20 protein-coding genes are annotated in these 20,268 nt (G+C 70.7%); 11 read left to right on the forward strand and 9 right to left on the reverse strand.

Annotated features, from left to right (window positions below):
• Positions 1-428: 428 nt before the first annotated feature.
• Together ACLB9X_RS29390 and ACLB9X_RS29395 are read right to left on the reverse strand one after the other, a co-directional pair.
• On the reverse strand, positions 429-965 hold the full coding sequence (locus ACLB9X_RS29390) for an NUDIX domain-containing protein (protein WP_410363454.1): 537 nt from the start codon (positions 963-965) through the stop codon (positions 429-431).
• Between the two features lies 1 nt (position 966).
• Positions 967-2,322, reverse strand: coding sequence for a helix-turn-helix domain-containing protein (locus ACLB9X_RS29395; protein WP_410363455.1), 1,356 nt, complete (start codon positions 2,320-2,322; stop codon positions 967-969).
• A gap of 223 nt (positions 2,323-2,545) precedes the next feature.
• On the opposite strand from ACLB9X_RS29395, the gene ACLB9X_RS29400 reads away from it, so the two are divergent.
• The 4 genes from ACLB9X_RS29400 (at position 2,546) to ACLB9X_RS29415 (ending at position 5,570) form a co-directional block, all read left to right on the forward strand.
• Entirely contained in the window at positions 2,546-3,295 is a 750-nt protein-coding gene (locus ACLB9X_RS29400) for a hypothetical protein (protein ID WP_410363456.1), read from the forward strand.
• Between the two features lie 77 nt (positions 3,296-3,372).
• Positions 3,373-4,284: a phosphotransferase family protein gene (locus ACLB9X_RS29405; protein ID WP_410363457.1), complete on the forward strand. Its 912-nt coding sequence runs from the start codon at positions 3,373-3,375 to the stop codon at positions 4,282-4,284.
• Between the two features lies 1 nt (position 4,285).
• Complete coding sequence (locus tag ACLB9X_RS29410) at positions 4,286-4,978, forward strand: class I SAM-dependent methyltransferase (RefSeq protein WP_410363458.1); 693 nt, start codon at positions 4,286-4,288, stop codon at positions 4,976-4,978.
• A 31-nt stretch (positions 4,979-5,009) separates the two neighbouring features.
• Positions 5,010-5,570 carry an HAD domain-containing protein gene (locus tag ACLB9X_RS29415; RefSeq protein ID WP_410363459.1) on the forward strand — a complete coding sequence of 187 codons (561 nt, stop codon included), beginning with the start codon at positions 5,010-5,012 and terminating at the stop codon, positions 5,568-5,570.
• Between the two features lie 131 nt (positions 5,571-5,701).
• On the opposite strand, the gene ychF is transcribed toward ACLB9X_RS29415, so the two are convergent.
• The gene (gene ychF, locus ACLB9X_RS29420; RefSeq protein ID WP_410363460.1) at positions 5,702-6,790 is read right to left on the reverse strand and encodes a redox-regulated ATPase YchF; all 1,089 of its coding nucleotides are present in this window, start codon (positions 6,788-6,790) and stop codon (positions 5,702-5,704) included.
• A gap of 195 nt (positions 6,791-6,985) precedes the next feature.
• On the opposite strand from ychF, the gene ACLB9X_RS29425 reads away from it, so the two are divergent.
• Positions 6,986-7,561, forward strand: coding sequence for a DUF6542 domain-containing protein (locus ACLB9X_RS29425; protein ID WP_410363461.1), 576 nt, complete (start codon positions 6,986-6,988; stop codon positions 7,559-7,561).
• Positions 7,562-7,655: 94 nt separating this feature from the next.
• Here the strand turns inward: ACLB9X_RS29425 and ppgK are convergent, their stop codons facing one another.
• Positions 7,656-8,396: a polyphosphate--glucose phosphotransferase gene (gene ppgK, locus ACLB9X_RS29430; protein ID WP_410363462.1), complete on the reverse strand. Its 741-nt coding sequence runs from the start codon at positions 8,394-8,396 to the stop codon at positions 7,656-7,658.
• 58 nt (positions 8,397-8,454) lie between these two features.
• Positions 8,455-9,447, reverse strand: a complete 993-nt coding sequence (locus ACLB9X_RS29435; protein WP_410363463.1) for a 4-hydroxy-3-methylbut-2-enyl diphosphate reductase — start codon at positions 9,445-9,447, stop codon at positions 8,455-8,457.
• Between the two features lie 138 nt (positions 9,448-9,585).
• Between ACLB9X_RS29435 and xseA the strand changes: the two genes are divergently transcribed.
• The 3 genes from xseA (at position 9,586) to ACLB9X_RS29450 (ending at position 11,847) form a co-directional block, all read left to right on the forward strand.
• The gene (xseA, locus tag ACLB9X_RS29440) at positions 9,586-10,794 is read left to right on the forward strand and encodes an exodeoxyribonuclease VII large subunit (RefSeq protein ID WP_410363464.1); all 1,209 of its coding nucleotides are present in this window, start codon (positions 9,586-9,588) and stop codon (positions 10,792-10,794) included.
• Between the two features lie 54 nt (positions 10,795-10,848).
• Complete coding sequence (locus ACLB9X_RS29445; RefSeq protein ID WP_410363465.1) at positions 10,849-11,082, forward strand: exodeoxyribonuclease VII small subunit; 234 nt, start codon at positions 10,849-10,851, stop codon at positions 11,080-11,082.
• Positions 11,083-11,256: 174 nt separating this feature from the next.
• Positions 11,257-11,847 carry a malonic semialdehyde reductase gene (locus tag ACLB9X_RS29450; RefSeq protein ID WP_410363466.1) on the forward strand — a complete coding sequence of 197 codons (591 nt, stop codon included), beginning with the start codon at positions 11,257-11,259 and terminating at the stop codon, positions 11,845-11,847.
• A 201-nt stretch (positions 11,848-12,048) separates the two neighbouring features.
• Here the strand turns inward: ACLB9X_RS29450 and ACLB9X_RS29455 are convergent, their stop codons facing one another.
• Positions 12,049-12,621 carry a DUF4245 domain-containing protein gene (locus ACLB9X_RS29455; RefSeq protein WP_410363519.1) on the reverse strand — a complete coding sequence of 191 codons (573 nt, stop codon included), beginning with the start codon at positions 12,619-12,621 and terminating at the stop codon, positions 12,049-12,051.
• A gap of 135 nt (positions 12,622-12,756) precedes the next feature.
• Between ACLB9X_RS29455 and glpX the strand changes: the two genes are divergently transcribed.
• A complete protein-coding gene (gene glpX, locus ACLB9X_RS29460; RefSeq protein WP_410363467.1) occupies positions 12,757-13,788 on the forward strand; it encodes a class II fructose-bisphosphatase in 1,032 nt (343 codons plus the stop codon).
• Between the two features lie 128 nt (positions 13,789-13,916).
• Here the strand turns inward: glpX and ACLB9X_RS29465 are convergent, their stop codons facing one another.
• Positions 13,917-14,270: a WhiB family transcriptional regulator gene (locus ACLB9X_RS29465; RefSeq protein WP_177150775.1), complete on the reverse strand. Its 354-nt coding sequence runs from the start codon at positions 14,268-14,270 to the stop codon at positions 13,917-13,919.
• Positions 14,271-14,422: 152 nt separating this feature from the next.
• Positions 14,423-15,091: a DUF1707 domain-containing protein gene (locus tag ACLB9X_RS29470; protein WP_410363468.1), complete on the reverse strand. Its 669-nt coding sequence runs from the start codon at positions 15,089-15,091 to the stop codon at positions 14,423-14,425.
• A gap of 257 nt (positions 15,092-15,348) precedes the next feature.
• On the opposite strand from ACLB9X_RS29470, the gene ACLB9X_RS29475 reads away from it, so the two are divergent.
• Positions 15,349-17,016 (forward strand): fumarate hydratase, encoded by a 1,668-nt coding sequence (locus ACLB9X_RS29475; RefSeq protein ID WP_410363469.1) that lies wholly within the window; start codon positions 15,349-15,351, stop codon positions 17,014-17,016.
• Between the two features lie 179 nt (positions 17,017-17,195).
• Here the strand turns inward: ACLB9X_RS29475 and ACLB9X_RS29480 are convergent, their stop codons facing one another.
• Positions 17,196-18,719, reverse strand: a complete 1,524-nt coding sequence (locus ACLB9X_RS29480; protein ID WP_410363470.1) for a ricin-type beta-trefoil lectin domain protein — start codon at positions 18,717-18,719, stop codon at positions 17,196-17,198.
• 115 nt (positions 18,720-18,834) lie between these two features.
• Here ACLB9X_RS29480 and ACLB9X_RS29485 point away from each other — a divergent pair, with 115 nt between their 5' ends.
• Positions 18,835-20,235: a class II fumarate hydratase gene (locus ACLB9X_RS29485; RefSeq protein ID WP_410363471.1), complete on the forward strand. Its 1,401-nt coding sequence runs from the start codon at positions 18,835-18,837 to the stop codon at positions 20,233-20,235.
• The last annotated feature ends 33 nt before the right edge of the window (positions 20,236-20,268 follow it).

Raw genomic sequence — 20,268 nt, forward strand, 5'->3', positions numbered from 1 at the left:
ACGCCACTCCGCGAACGGGCAGCTCAGCCCCGTGGACTTCGAACACCGGCACCAGCAGGAGTCCGCTAGGCTCACGCTGGCCGCATGACAACCCCGAACGCGTGTCCACTTCCGCGGGGGAAGGCCCGGTGGCCAAATTGGCGGAACCAGCCGCGAGTCTGGCGACCCTCTCGTCCCGGCCACCCCGCCCCGGGTTTGCCGACGGCATCGCCATGTTCTCCCCCAACACCTCGTCGCTATGAGCAAATCCTTGCAGGCTCTCATGGGAAGGGGCTGGGAATCAACCTCTAATCAGGCCGGCGAACGGGAAGCTGGATCAACGGAGTTGACCACCGGCAGGAACCCCCGTACGGGACGAGCCTGATCGGCAGAAGGGACGGGCACTCGGATGAGCGGAGGCCGGAACGGCACCCCGGGCGCTCAGCCGCTCACGCTGCCGCCCATCCATCCAGAGAGACCTCCAAGCCATTGTTTAGATAGTGATGGAGGGCACTCGCGGTGGTATCGACGAAGGCGTCGGGGATGGCGTTGGCGTCGACCCAGCGGACCTGGGAGTGCTTGCGAGGTTCGCGGTTTTCGGGTTCGCCGGTCCAGTCGTGGGCGGCGAAGACGACCGTGAGGAAGCCGTTGGGGGCTTCGACGCCCCAGGCGCCGTGGATGATGTGGGCGACCTTGAGGGACTCGGGCTTCACCGTGAGGCCGGTCTCCTCGTAGAGCTCGCGGACCGCGGTTTCGGTGATCGGCTCGCCCGGTTCGCTCTTGCCGACGGGGAGGTCCCACATGCCCTGGGCAAACTTGGCGTTCTCGCTGCGCTGGAGGAGGACGACGCGGTTGGTGGCCTTGTCATGGACGATGACGGCGGCGACCAGCAGGGTCATGGATTCGAGGGCCGGCTTCAGGGCCTTCGGCTGATCGTCGGTCTGCTGGGCCACGGTGTTCCCTTCGTCGGACGGGTTGTTGGGCATGTTAGGCGAGGGCCTCGCCGGCGCGGCGGGCGAGATCGGCGGCACCGGGAACACGGCGGCGCTGGTAGACCGCGAGGGTGGAGCGGATCGAGGTGATCGCCTTGCGGGTGCGGTCGGACGTCATGCCCTCCATCAGGACCAGGGCCTGGGTCCAGGCGGCGACGGCCTCGTCGGCGCGGGCCTGGGCGGCCAGGCTGTCGCCGAGGTCTGCGTGGGTGAGGGCGTGGACGCGCTTGTACTTCTCAGGGTCCCAGCGGGTGAGGGCGTCGCGGTGCTGCTGCTCGGTACCGATGTGGTCCGCGAGATCGGTCAGGGTGCGGGCGGTGTGGCTGGCCACGGTGCCGGCGGCCGGGCCGCTCACACGGGAGTAGCTGGGCTGGGGACCGTCGTCCCGTAGGAGGGCGTCCTCGGCGGCGAGCAGGGCGCACGCGGCCTGGGGGTTCTCGTTCACGGCGGCGTAGGCGCGGGCGTGGGTGATGTGGAGGAGAGCCTCGGTCTGGCCGTCGACGTGGCCGAGACCCGTGCGGAGGGCTCCTTCGACGAGGTCGACGCAGTGGTGGGGCTGTTGGAGGCTGAGGGCCTGGTGGGCGAGGGCGCGCATCATCCAGGCTGCGTGGCCGTGGGGGTCGGCTTCGCAGGCGAGCTTGTAGCCGACCTGGTAGTAGCGCTGGGCGGCGCCTTCCTGGCCGAGGTCGTGGTGCTTCCACCCTGCGAGGTAGGCGAGTTCGGCGACGGCGCCGAAGGCGGCCCGGCGTAAGGCTTCGCTGGGGAAGCGTCCGCGCAGCATGGGGGCGGCGGTGTCGGCGAGGTACGCGGTGACGGTGGTCAGGCCGTGCCCGCCGCCGAGGCGCTCGTCAGCGGCGCTGAAAGCCGCGGTGATCTGGCGTACGACGTCCACGTCCTCCGTGCCGACCAGGGACGTGCCGGTACGGGCGCGAAGCATGCGGGCGGTGGCCTCGTGGTCGTAGCCGAGCGGCATGGCGACGCCGGCGGTGGTGAAGGCCGCGATGGCGAGGAAGCGGCGGCGCTCGACGTCGGCGCGGCCCAGGTCGGTGACCGCGAGGACAGGGTCGGATTCCGCCGGCTCTTCTTCATCACCAGCCTGGAGGGCAATCTCGCTTTGAGTGACCGTGCGCCCCGCTCGGCGGGACAACGCCTCGGCCAGGTACTGACCTACCCGGCCCGACGGAGTACGGGTGCCGTTCACCCAGTGCGAGATGGCCGACTTGTTGGTCTGGAGGATCTCGCCGTTCTCGGCGGCGATGCGCCGCACGTCTCGGGCGAGGGCCTCGTAGGTGCAGCCGGCCGCGTCGATGGCATCGCGCAGACGGGAGTTGGGTTCTCTCTGCGCCGCCACGATCGCCTCCGTTCTGGAGCTGTAAACCGCGTATACCGCTTCAACTGCCTTCCACCGTACCCACTGAGCGTGACCACCGGTTCACTGATCAGCAGCCGCCCGGAACGGCGCGACCGTGATCCAGGCTCCCCCTTGGTCCGGGCGGCACCCCGAAGTTCCGTACGCCCACACCGGGCTCGGGCATTCCTGTGCCCGAACCTGGCCGATCAGAGACGGAGACACGGTGACCACCATCGACACCACGGCCATCACGGTCGAGCTGCCCGAGGCGTTCGACCCGCGCTGGAGGCGCCTGCCCGGCATCCAGGTCGACGGCCGGCGCATCACGATCGACCCGGCGGAGTACTTCTTTCGCTTCGAGTGCAACACCTGGCTGGTCGCCGACTGGGAGCTGGTCAAGGCCCAGCTCCTGGACGTGGATGAGACGACCGAGAGCGCGGTCGAGCAGCTCGCGCTCGACTTCATCAAGCAGCACAGCGAATCCACCTCCGACGCGGCCCGCGTCGTGGCCACCGCGTACGAGGTGTACACGTACCTCTTCCGCGAGGAGCACCTGGTCGGCCTCGGCCTGCCGCAGATCACCGCCGACCACCTGCGGATGCTCCGCGAGGCCGCCACGCTCATGGCGCTCAACAAGGTCGAGCTGGACGGGCACATCTCCAACGTCGGCCCGTGCTGGTTCTTCCCCGCCGCCACCTCCGTCGTCTTCGACCTGGACGACGAGACGGGCGGGATGCTCGACGAGGTCTACCACGGCGGCTGGTTCAACGAGCACCGCCGGATCGAGTCCATCAAGGCCCACGCCGCGCTCGGTGGCCGGCTCGTGCACGGCTGCCAGTCCGTGCCGGACCAGTCCGGCGGCGTGGTCGCGCCCTACGGTGCCTCGATGGCGAACTTCCGTGACGACCTCGCCGCGTTCAAGGCGGGCTGGATCGAGCAGGTCTACGCCCACCGCGTGAACCCCGCCGCGTAACCACCACCCGATCAGGCTCCGGGGCGGGCCGGCTTCCCTCGCCCGCCCCGGACGCCACCATCCCCCGGAGCCCTCACGTGACCGCGAACCCCAGCGCCGAACTCCTCGACAACCTGCTCACCGCGACGGGCCAGACCACCGCTGTACGGGAGGAGGTACGCGTGTGGTCCATGTCCGGTGTCGAGCGTGTGACTTTCCCTGACGGCGCTACGGCCGTCTTCAAGTACGCCAAGAAGCCCTTCGACAGCGAGGACCAGGCTCTCCGCCTGGCCCACACCCTCGGCGTACCCGTCCCCCAGGTCCACGCCTCCGCCGTCCTGGACGGCTGGCTCGGCATGCTCATGGAGGACCTCGGACCCTCCGTTCGCGAGGCCGACGACCTCGACGGCGTCGCCGCGGCCGTGATCCTGCACGGCACCCGTACGGCTCCGCCCTTGCCCGTCCTCGACCAGGACCGGCTGCGGACGCTCCCGGCCAGGTCGCTGGAGCACCTCGAACGGCTACGCAAGGCCGACCGGTGGCAGGACGCGGATGACGTCGAGGACGCGCTCGACCGTATCGCCCAGGCCGCCGAGGCCCGCTCGGCCGGAGCGACGCTGGAACCGTTCGGCTGGGTGCACTCCGAGTTCCACCCCACCAGTCTCCACATCGGCGAGCGCGGCTGGCGGCTGCTCGACTTCGCCCGCGCCTTCACCGGCCCCGGCCTGCTCGACCTCGCCAGCTGGCACGGCACCATCGAGCCCCCGCACCCCGTGCGCCTGCGCGTCTTCCTGGAGCAGTACGTCACCGCCGGCGGCACTCCCGACGCCCTCGCTTCACGCGGCGGGCTCACCGCCGAGAACTGGGCCCTGGGCTGGCACCGCATGTGGGCCGTCGAGTGGTTCATGGAACAGGCCATCCGCTGGATCGACGACCCGGCCACCGACCCCGCCTACATCAAGGCCGTCCGCCGCCACCTCACCGACGTCCTCCACCTCCTGGAGATCTAACGTGCTCGCCCAGGCATCCCCCTGGCACACCCACGCCCTCCAACGCACCGCCGCCGGACTCGCCGAACCCCTGTCCGTACCCGCCCGGATGGAATGGACCACGAGACCCGGCCAAGGTCCCGGAGCAGAGATCCTCGGCCCCGACCTGCGCGGCAAGCGACTCCTGGAACTCGGCTGCGGCCCCGGCCACAACGCCGCCCACCTCGCCACCCGTCATAGCGCCCGTGTCACCGGCGTCGACCTGGTCGGCCTCCAGGTCCGCCGCGCCCGCTCCCACTACGGACGACTGAACAACCTCACCTTCGTCGCCGGTCACGCCCTGCACTACCTGCACGCCTCCGACGAGCAGTTCGACGCGATCTACTCCGTCTTCGGCGCCGTCGGCCTCGTCGCCCCCGAGCTCCTGCTCCCGGGCATCGCTCGACGCCTCACGCCGGGCCGGGTGCTCGCCTTCTCCGTTCCGCACCCGCAGCGTGGGGGCCGCAGCCCCTCCGGCGACGATCGGCCCCGCCGCGACCACGTCACCCTCCCCGACCGCACCCGGCTCCCCATCGCCCGCTGGGAGTTCTCCACGGACCGGTGGGAGAAGCACCTCAGCCAGGCGGGCTTCTGGCTCACCTCAGCCCAGGAGTTCCACGACCCCCGCATGGGCCACTGGCCCACCACCCTGCTGATCCGCGCCCGCAAGCTCTGACATCCGCGTTCATCCGGCCTATGGAGGACCGATGCGCCCGCCCTACCTGCTCCTCGACATCGACGGCGTCCTCATACCCTTCCCCGACGAGCACGGCTCGACCCCGGCCACCCACGCCCGCCACGACGTCGTCCCCACCGGCCGCAGCGCCGACAACCCGGTCACCGTCTGGCTCCACCCCGACCACGGCAGTCTGCTCATGGACGTGATCCGTACCGGCCTGATCACCCCCGTCTGGTGCACCAGCTGGCGGCAGGACGCCACCACCCTCATCGGCCCGCTCCTCGACCTTCCGACCCTGCCGTACGTCGATCTCCCGCGTCCGCAGATCACCAGCAGCCACCCCAACGGCTACCTGTGGAAGCGTGACCATGTCGACGCCTGGCTGGGCGACGCCGCCGCCGTCTGGATCGACGACGACTTCACCAGCGTCGACCACGCCTGGGCCGCAGCCCGCACCGCCCGAGGTGCAGCGACCCTCCTCGTCCAGCCCGACCCCCACATCGGGCTCCAGCCCGAGCACCTGACCGAGGTCACGACGTGGGCCTCGCAGTTACCCACAGCCGCGCCGCTTGAGAGGCACCGTGCCTGACACTGAGCGGGTGCACGAAGTCGAGAGCGATCAGGACGCAGTCCCCAGCAAGCACAGTGCGGACTGTGTACGGACCACAAAGGCCGCCCGACCCGCTCCGCCGCAGGTCAGACGGCCTTTCGCCGGACGTATCACACGTTGAAGCGGAACTCCACCACGTCGCCGTCCTGCATCACGTACTCCTTGCCCTCCATGCGCGCCTTGCCCTTCGCGCGGGCCTCCGCGACCGAGCCCGTTTCCACCAGGTCCGCGAAGGAGATGACCTCCGCCTTGATGAAACCCTTCTGGAAGTCGGTGTGGATCACGCCCGCCGCCTCCGGGGCCGTGGCGCCCTTCTTGATCGTCCAGGCGCGGGACTCCTTGGGGCCCGCCGTCAGGTAGGTCTGGAGGCCGAGGGTGCGGAAGCCGACGTGGGCCAGGGTCGCGAGGCCGGGCTCGTCCTGGCCGACGGACTGGAGGAGTTCGAGAGCCTCGTCCTCGTCGAGCTCGGCGAGGTCCGCCTCCAGCTTGGCGTTGAGGAAGATCGCCTCGGCCGGCGCGACCAGGGCGCGCTGCTCCTCCTTGAAGGCGTCGTCCGTCAGCTCGTCCTCGTCGACGTTGAAGACGTAGAGGAACGGCTTCGTGGTGAGCAGGTGCAGGTCGTGCAGCAGCTCGGCCTTCTCGGAGCCCTGGACGATGCCCTGCGAGAAGAGCGTGTCGCCCCGCTCCAGGATCTCCTTCGCCGCCTCGACGGCCGCGACCTTCGGCGCCAGGTCCTTCTTTATGCGCGCTTCCTTGGCCAGACGCGGCAGGACCTTCTCGATCGTCTGCAGGTCCGCGAGGATCAGCTCGGTGTTGATCGTCTCGATGTCGTCCTTCGGCGAGACCTTGCCGTCGACGTGCACGACGTTCTCGTCCTTGAAGGCGCGGATGACCTGGCAGATCGCGTCCGACTCGCGGATGTTCGCCAGGAACTTGTTGCCCAGGCCCTCGCCCTCGCTCGCGCCGCGCACGATGCCCGCGATGTCGACGAAGTCGACCGTCGCCGGGAGGGTCCGCTGCGAGGAGAAGATTTCCGCCAGCTTCGTGAGGCGGGCGTCCGGGACGCCGACGACGCCCACGTTCGGCTCGATCGTGGCGAACGGGTAGTTGGCCGCCAGCACGTCGTTCTTGGTCAGGGCGTTGAACAGGGTCGACTTGCCGACATTCGGCAGACCGACGATTCCGATCGTGAGCGACACGTTGGCGACTTCCTGAGTGGAGAGTGAGGACTGGCGGGGGGCCGTACGGCCCGGCATGGGCGGGCCGATCCACCAGTTTACGGGCGGGGCGCGCCGGACAGCGACGGCCGCAGGGAGGAGAACGAAGGGCCAAGGTCACCCAAAGGGCGTGTCTGGTACCTCCCGATCGGCTCCCCGCAACCTACGTTGGTCGGTGTGGAGCAGCACAGGACTCGTCGCCCCCAGCCCCGGCAGCGTCCGCAGGGCACCCTTCCCGCCCGGGGCACGCCCGCCGACGGGACCGTCTACCCGGTGCCCGTCCGGCCCCCGCGGCCGGTGCCGCCGGTCGTGCTCGCGCTGCGCCGGCTGCCGAACCCCCGGCTGACCGGGCTCGGCGCCGGACTGTTCGGGGCCGCGGTGATGCTCGCGCTCGGCAGCCTGGACTGGCTGCTCCTGGACGGCTCGGCGGTGGCCTACGGGCTGCTGTTCCTGCCCGTGAGCGCGCTGACCGCGCTGTGGGTGCGCGAGGCCGACCTGGTGATGGCCCCCGTCATCGTGCCGATCGCCTTCGCGGTGGGGATCGTGCCGATCTCCGGCGGCGACGGCGGCTTCGGCGGGCAGACCATGGCGGTGGTCACCGCGCTCGCGGTGCACGCCGGCTGGCTGTACGGGGGCACGCTGGTCGCCGGCCTGATCACGTGCGTGCGCAAGGTACGGATGATGGGGCGGCGACGGCGCCGGACCCGTCCCGGCGGGCCGGGCCGGCCGGGCGGGACCGCCCGCCAGGACTGACGCCCGGAGTCGCAGCAGGGTCGGCTCAGCGCCCGGACCGGGTGCCGGGCGAGGGGCTACTCAGGGCTCGGACCCGCCGCCGGCCGGAGTCGGTTCAGCGCCCGGCCGCCGCCATCGCCGCACCCACGATGCCCGCGTTGTTCTGCAGCTCCGCGGGGACGATCTCCGCCCGCACGCCCTCGATCAGCGGCAGGAACTTCTCCGCCTTGCGGCTCACCCCGCCGCCGATGACGAACAGCTCCGGCGAGAACAGCATCTCCACGTGCGCCAGGTACTTCTGCACCCGGCGCGCCCAGTGCGCCCAGCTCAGGTCCGCGTCCTCCTTGGCCTTCGTGGAGGCGCGCGTCTCGGCGTCGTGTCCGTCCAGTTCGAGATGGCCGAGCTCGGTGTTGGGGACCAGGCGGCCGTCGATGAAGAGGGCGCTGCCGATGCCCGTACCGAACGTCAGCAGGATCACCGTGCCCTTGCGGCCGCGACCCGCGCCGAAGGTCATCTCCGCCACGCCCGCCGCGTCCGCGTCGTTGAGCACGGTCACCGGCAGCCCGCCGAGGCGGTCGCCGAGGAGGCGTGCCGCGTCCTGGTCGACCCAGCCCTTGTCGACGTTGGCCGCGGTGCGGGTGACGCCGCTCGTGACGACGCCGGGGAACGTGATGCCCACCGGACCGTCCCAGCCGAAGCGGGTGACCACCTCGGCGACGCCGTCCGCCACCGCGTCGGGCGTCGCGGGATGCGGGGTCAGCACCTTGTGGCGCTCCGCGGCCAGGTCGCCCCGCTCCAGATCCACGGGAGCGCCCTTGATCCCGGAACCGCCGATGTCCACTCCGAAGACGTTCATGGACACAACGTTAAGGGGACGAGCGGAGGGCGACGAGCACGATGCCCGATGCCGGCGGCTACGTGCCCGACAGCTCGGCGGCCTCCGCGCGCAGGTCGCGGCGCAGTTCCTTGGGGAGCGAGAACGTGATCGACTCCTCCGCGGCCTTGACGATCTCGACGTCCTCGAAGCCGCGCTGCGACAGCCACTCCAGCACGCCCTCGACGAGCACCTCGGGCACGGAGGCGCCGGAGGTGACGCCGACCGTGGAGACGCCCTCCAGCCACGCCTCGTCGATCTCCTCGGCGAAGTCGACCAGATGCGCGTCGCCGGCTCCGGCACCGAGCGCCACCTCCACCAGCCGCACCGAGTTCGACGAGTTCTTGGAACCGACGACGATGACGAGGTCGGCCTCGGCGCCCATCTGCTTGACGGCGGTCTGGCGGTTCTGCGTGGCGTAGCAGATGTCGTCGCTCGGCGGGGAGATCAGGCCGGGGAACTTCGTCTTCAGGGCGTCGACCGTCTCCATCGTCTCGTCGACGGAGAGCGTGGTCTGGGAGAGCCAGACGACCTTGTCGGGGTTGCGGACCTCGACGTTCGCCACGTCGCCGGGGCCGTCGACGAGGGTGATGTGGTCGGGCGCCTCGCCGGAGGTGCCGATGACCTCCTCGTGGCCCTCGTGGCCGATCAGGAGGATGTCGTAGTCCTCCTTGGCGAACCGCACGGCCTCCTTGTGGACCTTGGTGACCAGCGGGCAGGTCGCGTCGATGGTCGCGAGCTTCCGCTCGGCGGCCTCCTCGTGCACGATCGGCGCCACGCCGTGGGCGGAGAACATGACGATCGACCCCTCGGGGACCTCCGCCGTCTCGTCGACGAAGATCGCGCCCTTCTTCTCCAGGGTCTGCACGACGTACTTGTTGTGGACGATCTCGTGGCGGACGTAGATCGGCGCCCCGTACTGCTCAAGGGCTTTCTCCACGGCGATCACGGCACGGTCCACGCCCGCGCAGTAGCCGCGGGGGGCGGCGAGGAGGACGCGTCGGGCAGGCGGCGTAGCAGTCATGCGTCCCATCGTAAGGCCGCCCACCACGGGCGGGTGATCGCCTGTGGACGACGGCGGCCGGGGTGCCGGTGGGCCGCTCGCGGACAGAGGGGCGGCGGCCGGTTCGGGTCGCGGGAGTTGTCGTACCCGGCCGTTACGCTCGCCCGTATGGCTCTCAACACGTCCGCGGAAGCCCCCCTGCCCGTCGGCGAGGTGTCGCGGCTCATCGGGGGGTGGATCGACCGGCTCGGCGCGGTCTGGGTGGAGGGACAGATCACCCAGCTGTCGCGGCGGCCGGGCGCAGGGGTCGTCTTCCTGACCCTGCGCGATCCGTCGTACGACATCTCGGTGAGCGTCACCTGCTTCCGGCAGGTGTTCGACGCGGTCGCGGACGTGGTGTCCGAGGGCGCGCGGGTCGTGGTGCTCGCCAAGCCGGAGTGGTACGCGCCCCGGGGGCAGCTGTCGCTGCGGGCGTCGGAGATAAGGCCGGTGGGCATCGGTGAACTGCTCGCGCGGCTGGAGCAGTTGAAGCGCTCGCTCGGCGCGGAGGGCCTGTTCGCGCCGGACCGCAAGCGGGCGCTGCCGTTCCTGCCGCACCGGGTGGGGCTGGTGTGCGGGCGGGCGTCGGCGGCCGAGCGCGACGTCCTGGAGAACGCGCGCCGGCGCTGGCCGCACGTCCGGTTCGAGGTGCGCAACGTCGCGGTGCAGGGCGTGCACGCCGTGCCCCAGGTCGTCCAGGCGGTGAAGGAGCTGGACGCGCTGGACGACGTGGATGTGATCATCGTGGCCCGCGGCGGGGGCAGCGTGGAGGACCTGCTGCCGTTCTCCGACGAGCAGCTGGTGCGCGCGGTGGCCGCGTGCACGACCCCGGTCGTGTCCGCCATCGGGCACGAGCCGGACTCGCCGCTGCTGGACCTGGTGGCGGACCTGCGGGCGTCCACGCCGACGGACGCCGCGAAGAAGGTCGTCCCGGACGTGGGCGAGGAGCTCCAGCGGGTGCGCCATTTGCGGGAGCGCGCGCTGCGGACGGTCGAGGGGCTGCTGGACCGCGAGGAGCGCGGTCTGGCCCACTGTCTGGCCCGGCCCTGCATGGAGCAGCCGCAGCGGATGGTCGACCAGCGCGAGGAGGAGGTGGACGCGCTGCTGGCGCGCAGCCGCCGGGTGCTCGGCCACCTTCTGGACCGCGCGGACTCGGAGCTCGCGCACACCCGGGCGCGGGTGGTCTCGCTGTCCCCCGCGGCGACGATGGAGCGGGGCTACGCGGTGCTGCAGCGCGCCGACGGTGCGGTGGTGCGCTCGCCGGAGGACGTGAGCGCGGGCGAGGGGCTGCGGGCGCGGGTCGCCCGGGGCGAGTTCGCGGTGCGGGTCGAGGAGTGAGGGCTCCTACGGCCCCGGGACATACGTACGTTTCTGACACATAGGGTGGATGGCATGGCTGCCAAGACGGAAGAGGCCACGCTCGGTTACGAGCAGGCGCGGGACGAGCTGATCGAGGTCGTGCGCCGCCTGGAAGCCGGTGGTACGACGCTCGAGGAGTCGCTCGCCCTGTGGGAGCGCGGCGAGGAGCTGGCGAAGGTGTGCCGCCACTGGCTGGAGGGCGCGCGGGCGCGTCTGGACGCGGCGCTGGCGGAGTCCGAGCCGGACGGCGACGAGGGCGAGGGCTAGCTCCGGGCGGGAGCACGGGCATCGGTCGGCGGGCGGCGGCTCCGGCCCGGCGGGTACGGACGGGCGTGTGTGACTCGGCTCACGTCGGCCCTGGTTTTGTTGAAAATTGAACCTCATGCCTTTACGGTGAATTCATTGGTTGACCCATGATCCGCTTCGGAAGGTATGCCCGCTATGTCGCTCGTTCTTGACTCCGCCGCCCAGGACCTCCTCTTCCGTGAGGCCCGCACCGCCAACACGTTCACCGACGAGCCGGTGACGGACGAGCAGGTCCAGGCGATCTACGACCTGGTCAAGTACGGCCCGACCGCCTTCAACCAGAACCCGCTGCGCGTCGTGCTGGTCCGTTCCGCCGAGGCCCGCGAGCGCCTGGTGGCGCACATGGCCGAGGGCAACCGGCCCAAGACCGCGGCCGCCCCGCTGGTCGCGATTCTGGCCGCCGACAACGAGTTCCACGAGGAGCTTCCGGACCTGCTGCCGCACTTCCCGCAGGCCAAGGACCTCTTCTTCAGCGAGCGCCCGGTCCGCGAGTCGGCCGCCTCCCTCAACGCCGCGCTCCAGGCCGCGTACTTCATCGTCGGCGTCCGCGCCGCCGGTCTGGCCGCCGGCCCGATGACCGGCTACGACGCCGCGGGCGTCCAGAAGGAGTTCCTGGACGACGACCACACCCCGCTGATGGTCGTCAACATCGGCAAGCCGGGCGAGGACGCCTGGTTCCCGCGCTCCCCGCGCCTGTCCTACGAGGACGTCGTCACCACCGTCTGAGCCGCCGCCGCAGGCACGCGAAGGCCGCCGCACCCGACCGGGAGCGGCGGCCTTCGCCGTACGCGCCTCAGCGGCCTTCGTCGTATGGCGTCGGCGGGCGTCGCCGTACGCGTATCAGGCAGCCTTCGCCGTACACAGACGTCGGCGGTGTTTGCCCGTACGCAGACGTCAGGGGCTCCGCCGTACCTGCCGCGGCGGCGGCTACGGCTTCGCGGACGGGCTCGCCGGGGCCGAGGACGGCGCGGCCTCCTTGGGCTCGCCCGGCCGGGGGCTGAGCGCGGCGGCCATCTCCGCCAGCCGCGCCGGCGGGGCCGTACCGGTGACCACCGTCGTCGCGCCGCCGGCCGTCAGCACCAGGGCGTCGTACTTGGGCCCCTCCCAGACCTGCCAGGTCTCGCCGGCCACCTGCCGCGTCCTGTCGGTCCTGTCCGCCTGATGGGTGACCTCGCGCACGTACCTGTCGGCGGCCTTCGCCGTGGACTGCTCCACCGCCACGTACTGGTCGTCCGGGTCGAGGAACCCGAGATGCCAGGCGTGGGCGTCCGCGCGGTCGAAGGTGACCGACGTCGCCCGCCACTCCTTGTCCAGCCCCTCCGGCACGGCCACCGGGTAGGGTGCTGCCCGCTGCGCCGTCACCAGCTCGACGCGGTAGTCGACCGTCCTGATCGGGTCCGCGTGCTCGTCGTGCGGAACGAGCATGTAGATGCCCGCCACGACGACGCCGATCACCGCCATGGACTGGAACATGCCGCGAATCGTCTGCTTGCCTCGCATACCTGCCACGCCCCCATGGTCGCATCATGGTGATGTGCTCATACGTGGGCCCCTCTGCTCAATTTGTCGATGTACCGATAGAGTCGCAGCACCCTCTTTATCCCCGGCCGTCGCCGTACAGAAAGGTGCGCTCCGATGACCGAGCACCATCTGCCGTCCGAGCTCGAGGTCTCCCCCGAGGCCCCCGACCGCAACCTGGCCCTCGAGCTGGTGCGCGTCACCGAGGCCGCCGCCATGGCCGCCGGCCGCTGGGTGGGCCGCGGCGACAAGATCGGTGCCGACGGCGCGGCGGTCAACGCCATGCGAACCCTCGTCTCCACCGTCTCGATGAACGGCGTCGTCGTCATCGGCGAGGGCGAGAAGGACGAAGCGCCCATGCTCTACAACGGTGAGCGCATCGGCGACGGCACCGGCGCCGAGGTCGACATCGCCGTCGACCCGATCGACGGCACCACGCTCAACGCCAAGGGCATGCCGAACGCCATCGCCGTCCTGGCCGCCGCCGATCGCGGCACCATGTTCGACCCGTCCGCGGTCTTCTACATGGACAAGCTGGTGACCGGCCCCGAGGCCGCCGACTTCGTCGACATCAACGCGCCCGTCTCGGTCAACATCCGCCGGGTCGCCAAGGCGAAGAACATGTCCCCCGAGGACGTCACCGTCGTGATCCTGGACCGCCCCCGCCACGAGGGCATCGTCAAGGAGATCCGCGAGACCGGCGCCCGGATCAAGTTCATCTCGGACGGCGACGTCGCCGGTTCGATCATGGCCGTCCGCGAGGGTACGGGCGTGGACATGCTGCTCGGCATCGGCGGCACGCCCGAGGGCATCATCTCGGCCTGCGCCATCAAGTGCCTCGGCGGAGTCATCCAGGGCAAGCTGTGGCCCAAGGACGACGCCGAGCGCCAGAAGGCGATCGACGCCGGGCACGACCTGGACCGAGTGCTGTCCACGAACGACCTGGTCAGCGGCGAGAACGTGTTCTTCGTCGCCACCGGCATCACGGACGGCGAACTGCTGCGCGGCGTCCGCTACCGCTCGGAGACCGCGACCACGTCGTCCCTGGTGATGCGCTCGAAGTCCGGCACGATCCGCCAGATCGACTCCACGCACCGGCTCTCCAAGCTGCGCGCGTACAGCAAGATCGACTTCGACCGCGCGAAGTAGCGGCCGGCCGCCGGCCGCGTGACGAACGGGAAGGGGCGCCCCTCATGCGGGGGGCGCCCCTTCTCGTATGTCGCGGCAGCTGTCGTCGCGTGCGGTCGCCGGCGTCGCGCGTGGTCGCCGGCGGGCGCTCAGGCCGCCGAAGGAGACTTCTTCAGCTCCACCTCGCGCCGGCGCCGCCGGGCCAGCACCACACGGCGCTCGGCCGCCGTGAGGCCGCCCCACACGCCGTACGGCTCGGGCTGGAGGAGGGCGTGCTCCCGGCACTCGACCATCACGGGGCAGCGGGCGCAGACCCGCTTGGCAGCCTCCTCGCGCGACAGGCGCGCGGCCGTCGGTTCCTTCGAGGGGGCGAAGAAGAGCCCGGCCTCGTCGCGGCGGCACACCGCCTCCGCGTGCCAGGGACCGGCCTGATCCTCCCGAGCAGGGATGCGCTGAGGCGGAACGGCGGCTACCTGCAAGGACTGATGCGGCAGTTGCAGCACGGTCTACTCCTGACGACGGATTCGCGAGCGAGAGACGATGCAGCAGTCCCTACCCGCTGTGCGCACTCCTAAGCACTGGGTGGCACTGACTTCCGACGCACGGAATTGCGTATCGGCGCGCGTGGCGGGAATACTCCCGTCCACGCGGCCGGTCAGCCCAGGTGTTTGCGCAGGCGGTCGTGGAGATCGGAGATACGGCGGCCCCGCTTGGGCTTGGCCTCGACATTGCCGAAAACCGCGTAGCCGTTGACGACGACCACCGGCGCCTCGGGGTCGGCGGCCTCCAGCGTGACGACCTCGAAGTTCCCGAAGAAGCCGGTGCCGCTGCCGCGCAGCGTGATGTTCTCGGGGACGCGGACCTCCACGCTGCCGAAGATCGACGTCGCGTTGATCACGGTGAGGCGCTGCCCGAACAGGGCCTCGGTGAGATCGAGCTCGACGCTGCCGAACAGGGAGAACGCGTTCGTCCGGCGGCCGACGCGCCAACGCCCCTTGCGGGTGGAGCTGGAGAAGACCGCGACCAGGTTCTCGGCGGGACCGGTGGGCTCGTCGGTCTCCGGCGGATACGGGGCGGCGCCCGTGCGCCGGCCCGTCGCGGGCAAGTCCGCGACGAGCGGCTCGAGTTCGCCAAGGGTCTTGGCGCGGTAGACGGCGTCGATGCGCTCGGAGTGCTCCTCGGCGTCCAGCCGGCCTTCGGCCAGGGCGTCCCTGAGGATGTCCGCGAACCGGTCGCGGTCGGCGTCCGAGGCGCGGAGCGCGTGGTCGGCGCGGCGGGTCTCCACGGGCACGGCCGGCTTCTGAGGCTGCTTCTCGAGGTCCACGTCACCAGCCTAGCGAAACGCGATAGATCGCAACCAGGGGCGGCACGGACGGAACCGGCCGCAACTGGTCGATTTCACACCCGAGCCCGGATGCCGGCGGCCGGCCGCGCGGCGCCGGCGGCCCGACCGGCCCCCGGTCGCGACCCTTGCCGGGAACTGAGCCTTACCTCACACAATCGGGGCAGCGCGGGCGTTCTACGCTGGAGGGCGCTGCCAATGGACGCCAGCTGCTGTCTGTGAAGTGAGGAATGGGCGAAATGCCGGAGTTCGCGTATACGGATCTGCTCCCCCTGGGAGAGGACACCACCCCGTACCGGCTGGTGACCTCCGAAGGTGTCTCCACCTTCGAGGCCGACGGGCGCACGTTCCTCAAGGTCGAGCCCGAGGCCCTGCGCACGCTCGCGGCCGAGGCGATCCACGACATCCAGCACTACCTGCGCCCTGCCCACCTCGCGCAGCTGCGGCGCATCATCGACGACCCCGAGGCGTCGTCGAACGACAAGTTCGTCGCGCTCGACCTGCTGAAGAACGCGAACATCGCGGCCGCCGGCGTGCTCCCCATGTGCCAGGACACCGGCACCGCGATCGTCATGGGCAAGCGCGGCCAGAACGTGCTGACCGAGGGCGGGGACGAGGAAGCCCTCTCGCGCGGCATCTACGACGCGTACACCAAGCTCAACCTGCGCTACTCGCAGATGGCTCCGCTCACCATGTGGGAGGAGAAGAACACCGGCTCCAACCTGCCCGCACAGATCGAGCTGTACGCGACCGACGGCGGCGCGTACAAGTTCCTCTTCATGGCCAAGGGCGGCGGCAGCGCCAACAAGTCGTTCCTGTACCAGGAGACGAAGGCGGTCCTCAACGAGGCCTCGATGATGAAGTTCCTCGAGGAGAAGATCCGTTCGCTCGGTACGGCCGCCTGCCCGCCGTACCACCTCGCGATCGTCGTCGGCGGCACGAGTGCGGAGTTCGCGCTCAAGACCGCCAAGTACGCCTCCGCGCACTACCTCGACGAGCTGCCGTCCGAGGGGTCGGAGCTGGGGCACGGCTTCCGTGACGAGGAGCTGGAGAAGAAGGTCTTCGAGCTCACGCAGAAGATCGGCATCGGCGCGCAGTTCGGCGGCAAGTACTTCTGCCACGACGTGCGCGTGGTGCGGCTGCCGCGGCACGGCGCCTCGCTGCCCGTGGCGATCGCCGTCTCGTGCTCGGCCGACCGGCAGGCCGTCGCGAAGATCACGGCCGAGGGCGTCTTCCTGGAGCAGCTGGAGACGGACCCGGCGCGCTTCCTGCCGGACACGACGGACGAGCACCTCGCCGAAGAAGGCGACGTCGTGAAGATCGACCTGAACCGGCCGATGGACGAGATGCTCGCCGAGCTGACGAAGTACCCGGTCAAGACCCGGCTCTCGCTGACCGGTCCGCTGGTCGTGGCGCGCGACATCGCGCACGCGAAGATCAAGGAGCGGCTGGACGCGGGCGAGGAGATGCCGCAGTACCTGAAGGACCACCCGGTCTACTACGCCGGCCCGGCGAAGACCCCCGAGGGTTACGCCTCCGGTTCCTTCGGTCCGACGACGGCCGGCCGGATGGACTCCTACGTCGAGCAGTTCCAGGCGGCCGGCGGGTCGAAGATCATGCTGGCCAAGGGGAACAGGTCGAAGCAGGTCACCGACGCGTGCGGTGCGCACGGCGGCTTCTACCTCGGCTCGATCGGCGGCCCGGCGGCGCGCCTGGCGCAGGACTGCATCAAGAAGGTCGAGGTCGTCGAGTACGAGGAGCTCGGCATGGAGGCGGTGTGGAAGATCGAGGTGGAGGACTTCCCGGCGTTCATCGTGGTCGACGACAAGGGCAACGACTTCTTCCAGGATCCGGCGCCGGCGCCGACGTTCACGTCGATTCCGGTGCGGGGGCCGGGGCTGGCGTAGCGCGCGGAGCCCTTCCCGCACTGGGGGCAAGCCCCCAGCCCCCGCGGCCGCGCGGCGCGGCCCGGGGCCGGGGCCCGGTCCCGTCAAGGGTGGGGGCTCACCGAGGCCCAACTTCCCGCAGCGGGGCCGCCCTCGGCGGAACCCCCGGCTGCGCGGAGTGCAGGCCCCGCCCCGCGGCGTCAGGCGAAGCGCTGCGTCGGGGTGGAGGTGCAGGGTTGCAGGGTGGCGCGGGCAGTTGGCGACAGGAGCGTCACGCACAGCGACTGCGCCGACGACGGGCGGATCGTGTCCGCCGTGCGGATGAACTGCTGGTTCGCGCCGCCGTGGCAGTCCCACACGATCAGCTCCGTGCCCGCCCGGTACGTGCCGTCAGGGACGTCCACGCAGCGGTCCTGGGACAGTTCCGTGTGCAGGGAGCGGCGCGACGGGTCGTGCCACCAGCCCTGGTTGCGGCCGCCGTGGCAGTCCCAGGCCAGCAGCCCGGTGCCGTTGCGGGTGACCGCTCCCGACACGTCCAGGCACGGCCCGGACACCGCCTTCAGCGGGCGGTACGCGGCGTCCCAGGCGTACGGGACCAGGACCGGCTTCCCGGTGGAGTCGACGTCCGCGCAGCTTGCCTCCCGCGCGTTCGAGGCGTAGAGCTGGGTCAGGCACGAGGCGAAGGCCGCGTGGCCACGGGCGTTCGGGTGGAAGGACTGGCGGACCGAGTTCGAGTCCGGCGGGAAGGGGTTGGTGATGTCGACGTACAGCCCCCGCGCCCAGGCGTCCTGGTAGCAGACCTCGTGGCCGTGGAAGAGGCGGGAGTTGTCCAGGTACACCGCGCCCGTGCTGCGCGCGGCCGCGCGCATGCCGCGTTGGAAGGCGGGGACGGCGCTGTTGCGGCCCCACACGGTGTCGGAGTCGTAGCCCATGCCGCCGCACGCCAGCTTGCCCGGGAACGCCGGGTTGTCGCGGAAGTCGGGGCCGACCGGGCTCGGGTAGCCCATCACGACGAGCTTGTAGTCGCCGTCCGCGTACCCGGCGTCGCGCATGACGGTCCGCAGGTCGCGCACGGTCTGCTCGACCTTGGGGACGAGGCCGTCGACGCGAGCCTGCCAGCCGGGCGCGTACTTCGGCTCGCACGGCCCCTGGATCAGGATGTAGCGGGTGACGCAGTCGGTCATCACCGGGCCGAACTGGAGGTCGTCGTTGGCGCCCGCGACCAGCACCACCATCTTGATGCGGGTGTTGCGCGCCTTGATGGCCAGGTTGTCGCTCTGGACGAGTTCGTCTTCGTACTGCTTCGATCCGCCGATGCGGATGTTGCCGGTGGACGCGCCGGAGCAGGAGACGTTGTACGTGAGGTCCGCGGCGATGCCCGTGCGGTGGATCGCGGCGTCGGGTGAACGGTGGCACCAGTTGTCGGGTCCGTCGGTGCCGGGCTCGTAGGTGCCGACGCCCTCGCCGGAGATCTCGCTGTCGCCCAGTGAGATCAGGCCGGTCTTGCGCAGGGCCGGCGGCCGTTCCTCCGGGCTGCCGTAGAGTGCGGTCGCCTCGGCCGCGCGGACGGCTTCGAGTTCGGGCGGCAGCGGCAGCGACGCCGCGGCCGGGGTGCCGGCCGCGGCGGGGGCGGTGAGCGTCGTCCCGCCCAGGACGGTGGCGAGTACCGCGGCGGCGGCCACGGTACGCGTCAGTGTGCGAACTCTTCGGCCTGTTCCCTTCATTGCGCCTCCCCGAGTTGTGGTTACTCGGGGTATTTACTGGCGGGTAGCGCAGTTGGGAATAGACGGAACAAGACAACTGCTCAACTTTTCGAGACGTTCGGGAGGAAGGACAGCGATGAGCGACGCCGACGCGGACGGGTTCCGGATCGAGCACGACTCGATGGGCGAGGTGCGGGTGCCCGCGCACGCCAAGTGGCGGGCCCAGACCCAGCGCGCCGTGGAGAACTTCCCGGTGTCCGGCCAGCGCCTGGAGCGCGCGCACATCGCGGCCCTGGCTCGTATCAAGGCGGCCGCCGCGCAGGTCAACGCCCAACTTGGCGTGCTGGACGAGGACATCGCGCGGGCCATCGCCGAGGCGGCGGCCGAGGTCGCCGACGGCCGGTGGGACGACCACTTCCCGGTCGACGTGTTCCAGACCGGATCCGGCACGTCGTCCAACATGAACGCCAACGAGGTCCTCGCGACGCTCGCCACCGAGCGGCTGGGGCGCGACGTACACCCCAACGACCATGTGAACGCCTCCCAGTCGTCCAACGACGTCTTTCCCTCCTCCATCCACATCGCGGCGACGGCGGCGGTCACGGGCGACCTGATCCCGGCCCTGGAGTATCTGGCGACCTCGCTGGAGCGCAAGGCGACGGAGTTCGCGACGGTCGTGAAGTCCGGCCGTACGCACTTGATGGACGCGACGCCGGTGACGCTCGGCCAGGAGTTCGGCGGCTACGCGGCCCAGGTCAGGTACGGCGTCGAGCGCCTCAAGGCATCCCTGCCGCGTCTGGCCGAACTGCCGTTGGGCGGCACGGCCGTGGGCACCGGCATCAACACCCCGCCCGGGTTCTCGGCCGCGGTCATCGCCGAGGTCGCACGCACGACCGGGCTGCCGCTGACCGAGGCGCGCGACCACTTCGAGGCGCAAGGCGCGCGCGACGGCCTGGTGGAGACGTCCGGTCAGCTCCGCACGATCGCCGTCTCGCTGACCAAGATTTCCAACGACCTGCGCTGGATGGCCTCCGGGCCGCGCACGGGGCTCGCCGAGATCGCGCTGCCCGACCTCCAGCCCGGTTCGTCGATCATGCCGGGCAAGGTCAACCCGGTGATCCCCGAGGCCGTTCTGATGGTGGCGGCCCAGGTGACGGGCAACGACGCCACGGTCGCCGCCGCGGGCGCGGCGGGGAACTTCGAACTCAACGTGATGCTGCCGGTCATGGCCAAGAACCTGCTGGAGTCGGTCAGGCTGCTGGCCAATGCCTCCCGGCTGCTCGCGGACCGTACGGTCGACGGCATCACGGCCAACGTCGAGCGGGCGCGCGAGTACGCCGAGTCCTCTCCCTCCGTCGTCACCCCGCTCAACAAGTACATCGGCTACGAGGAGGCCGCGAAGGTCGCCAAGAAGTCGCTCGCCGAACGCAAGACGATCCGGGAGGTCGTCCTGGAGTCCGGCTACGTGGAGCGCGGCGCCCTGACCGTCGAGCAGTTGGACGAGGCGCTGGACGTGCTGCGTATGACGCACCCGTGACCTGCGTCGCAGCAACGGGGGTGCCCACCTCCT

Origin of the sequence: Streptomyces sp. 5K101 (genome assembly GCF_046506645.1) — a bacterium.
Classification (GTDB): Bacteria; Actinomycetota; Actinomycetes; order Streptomycetales; family Streptomycetaceae; genus Streptomyces.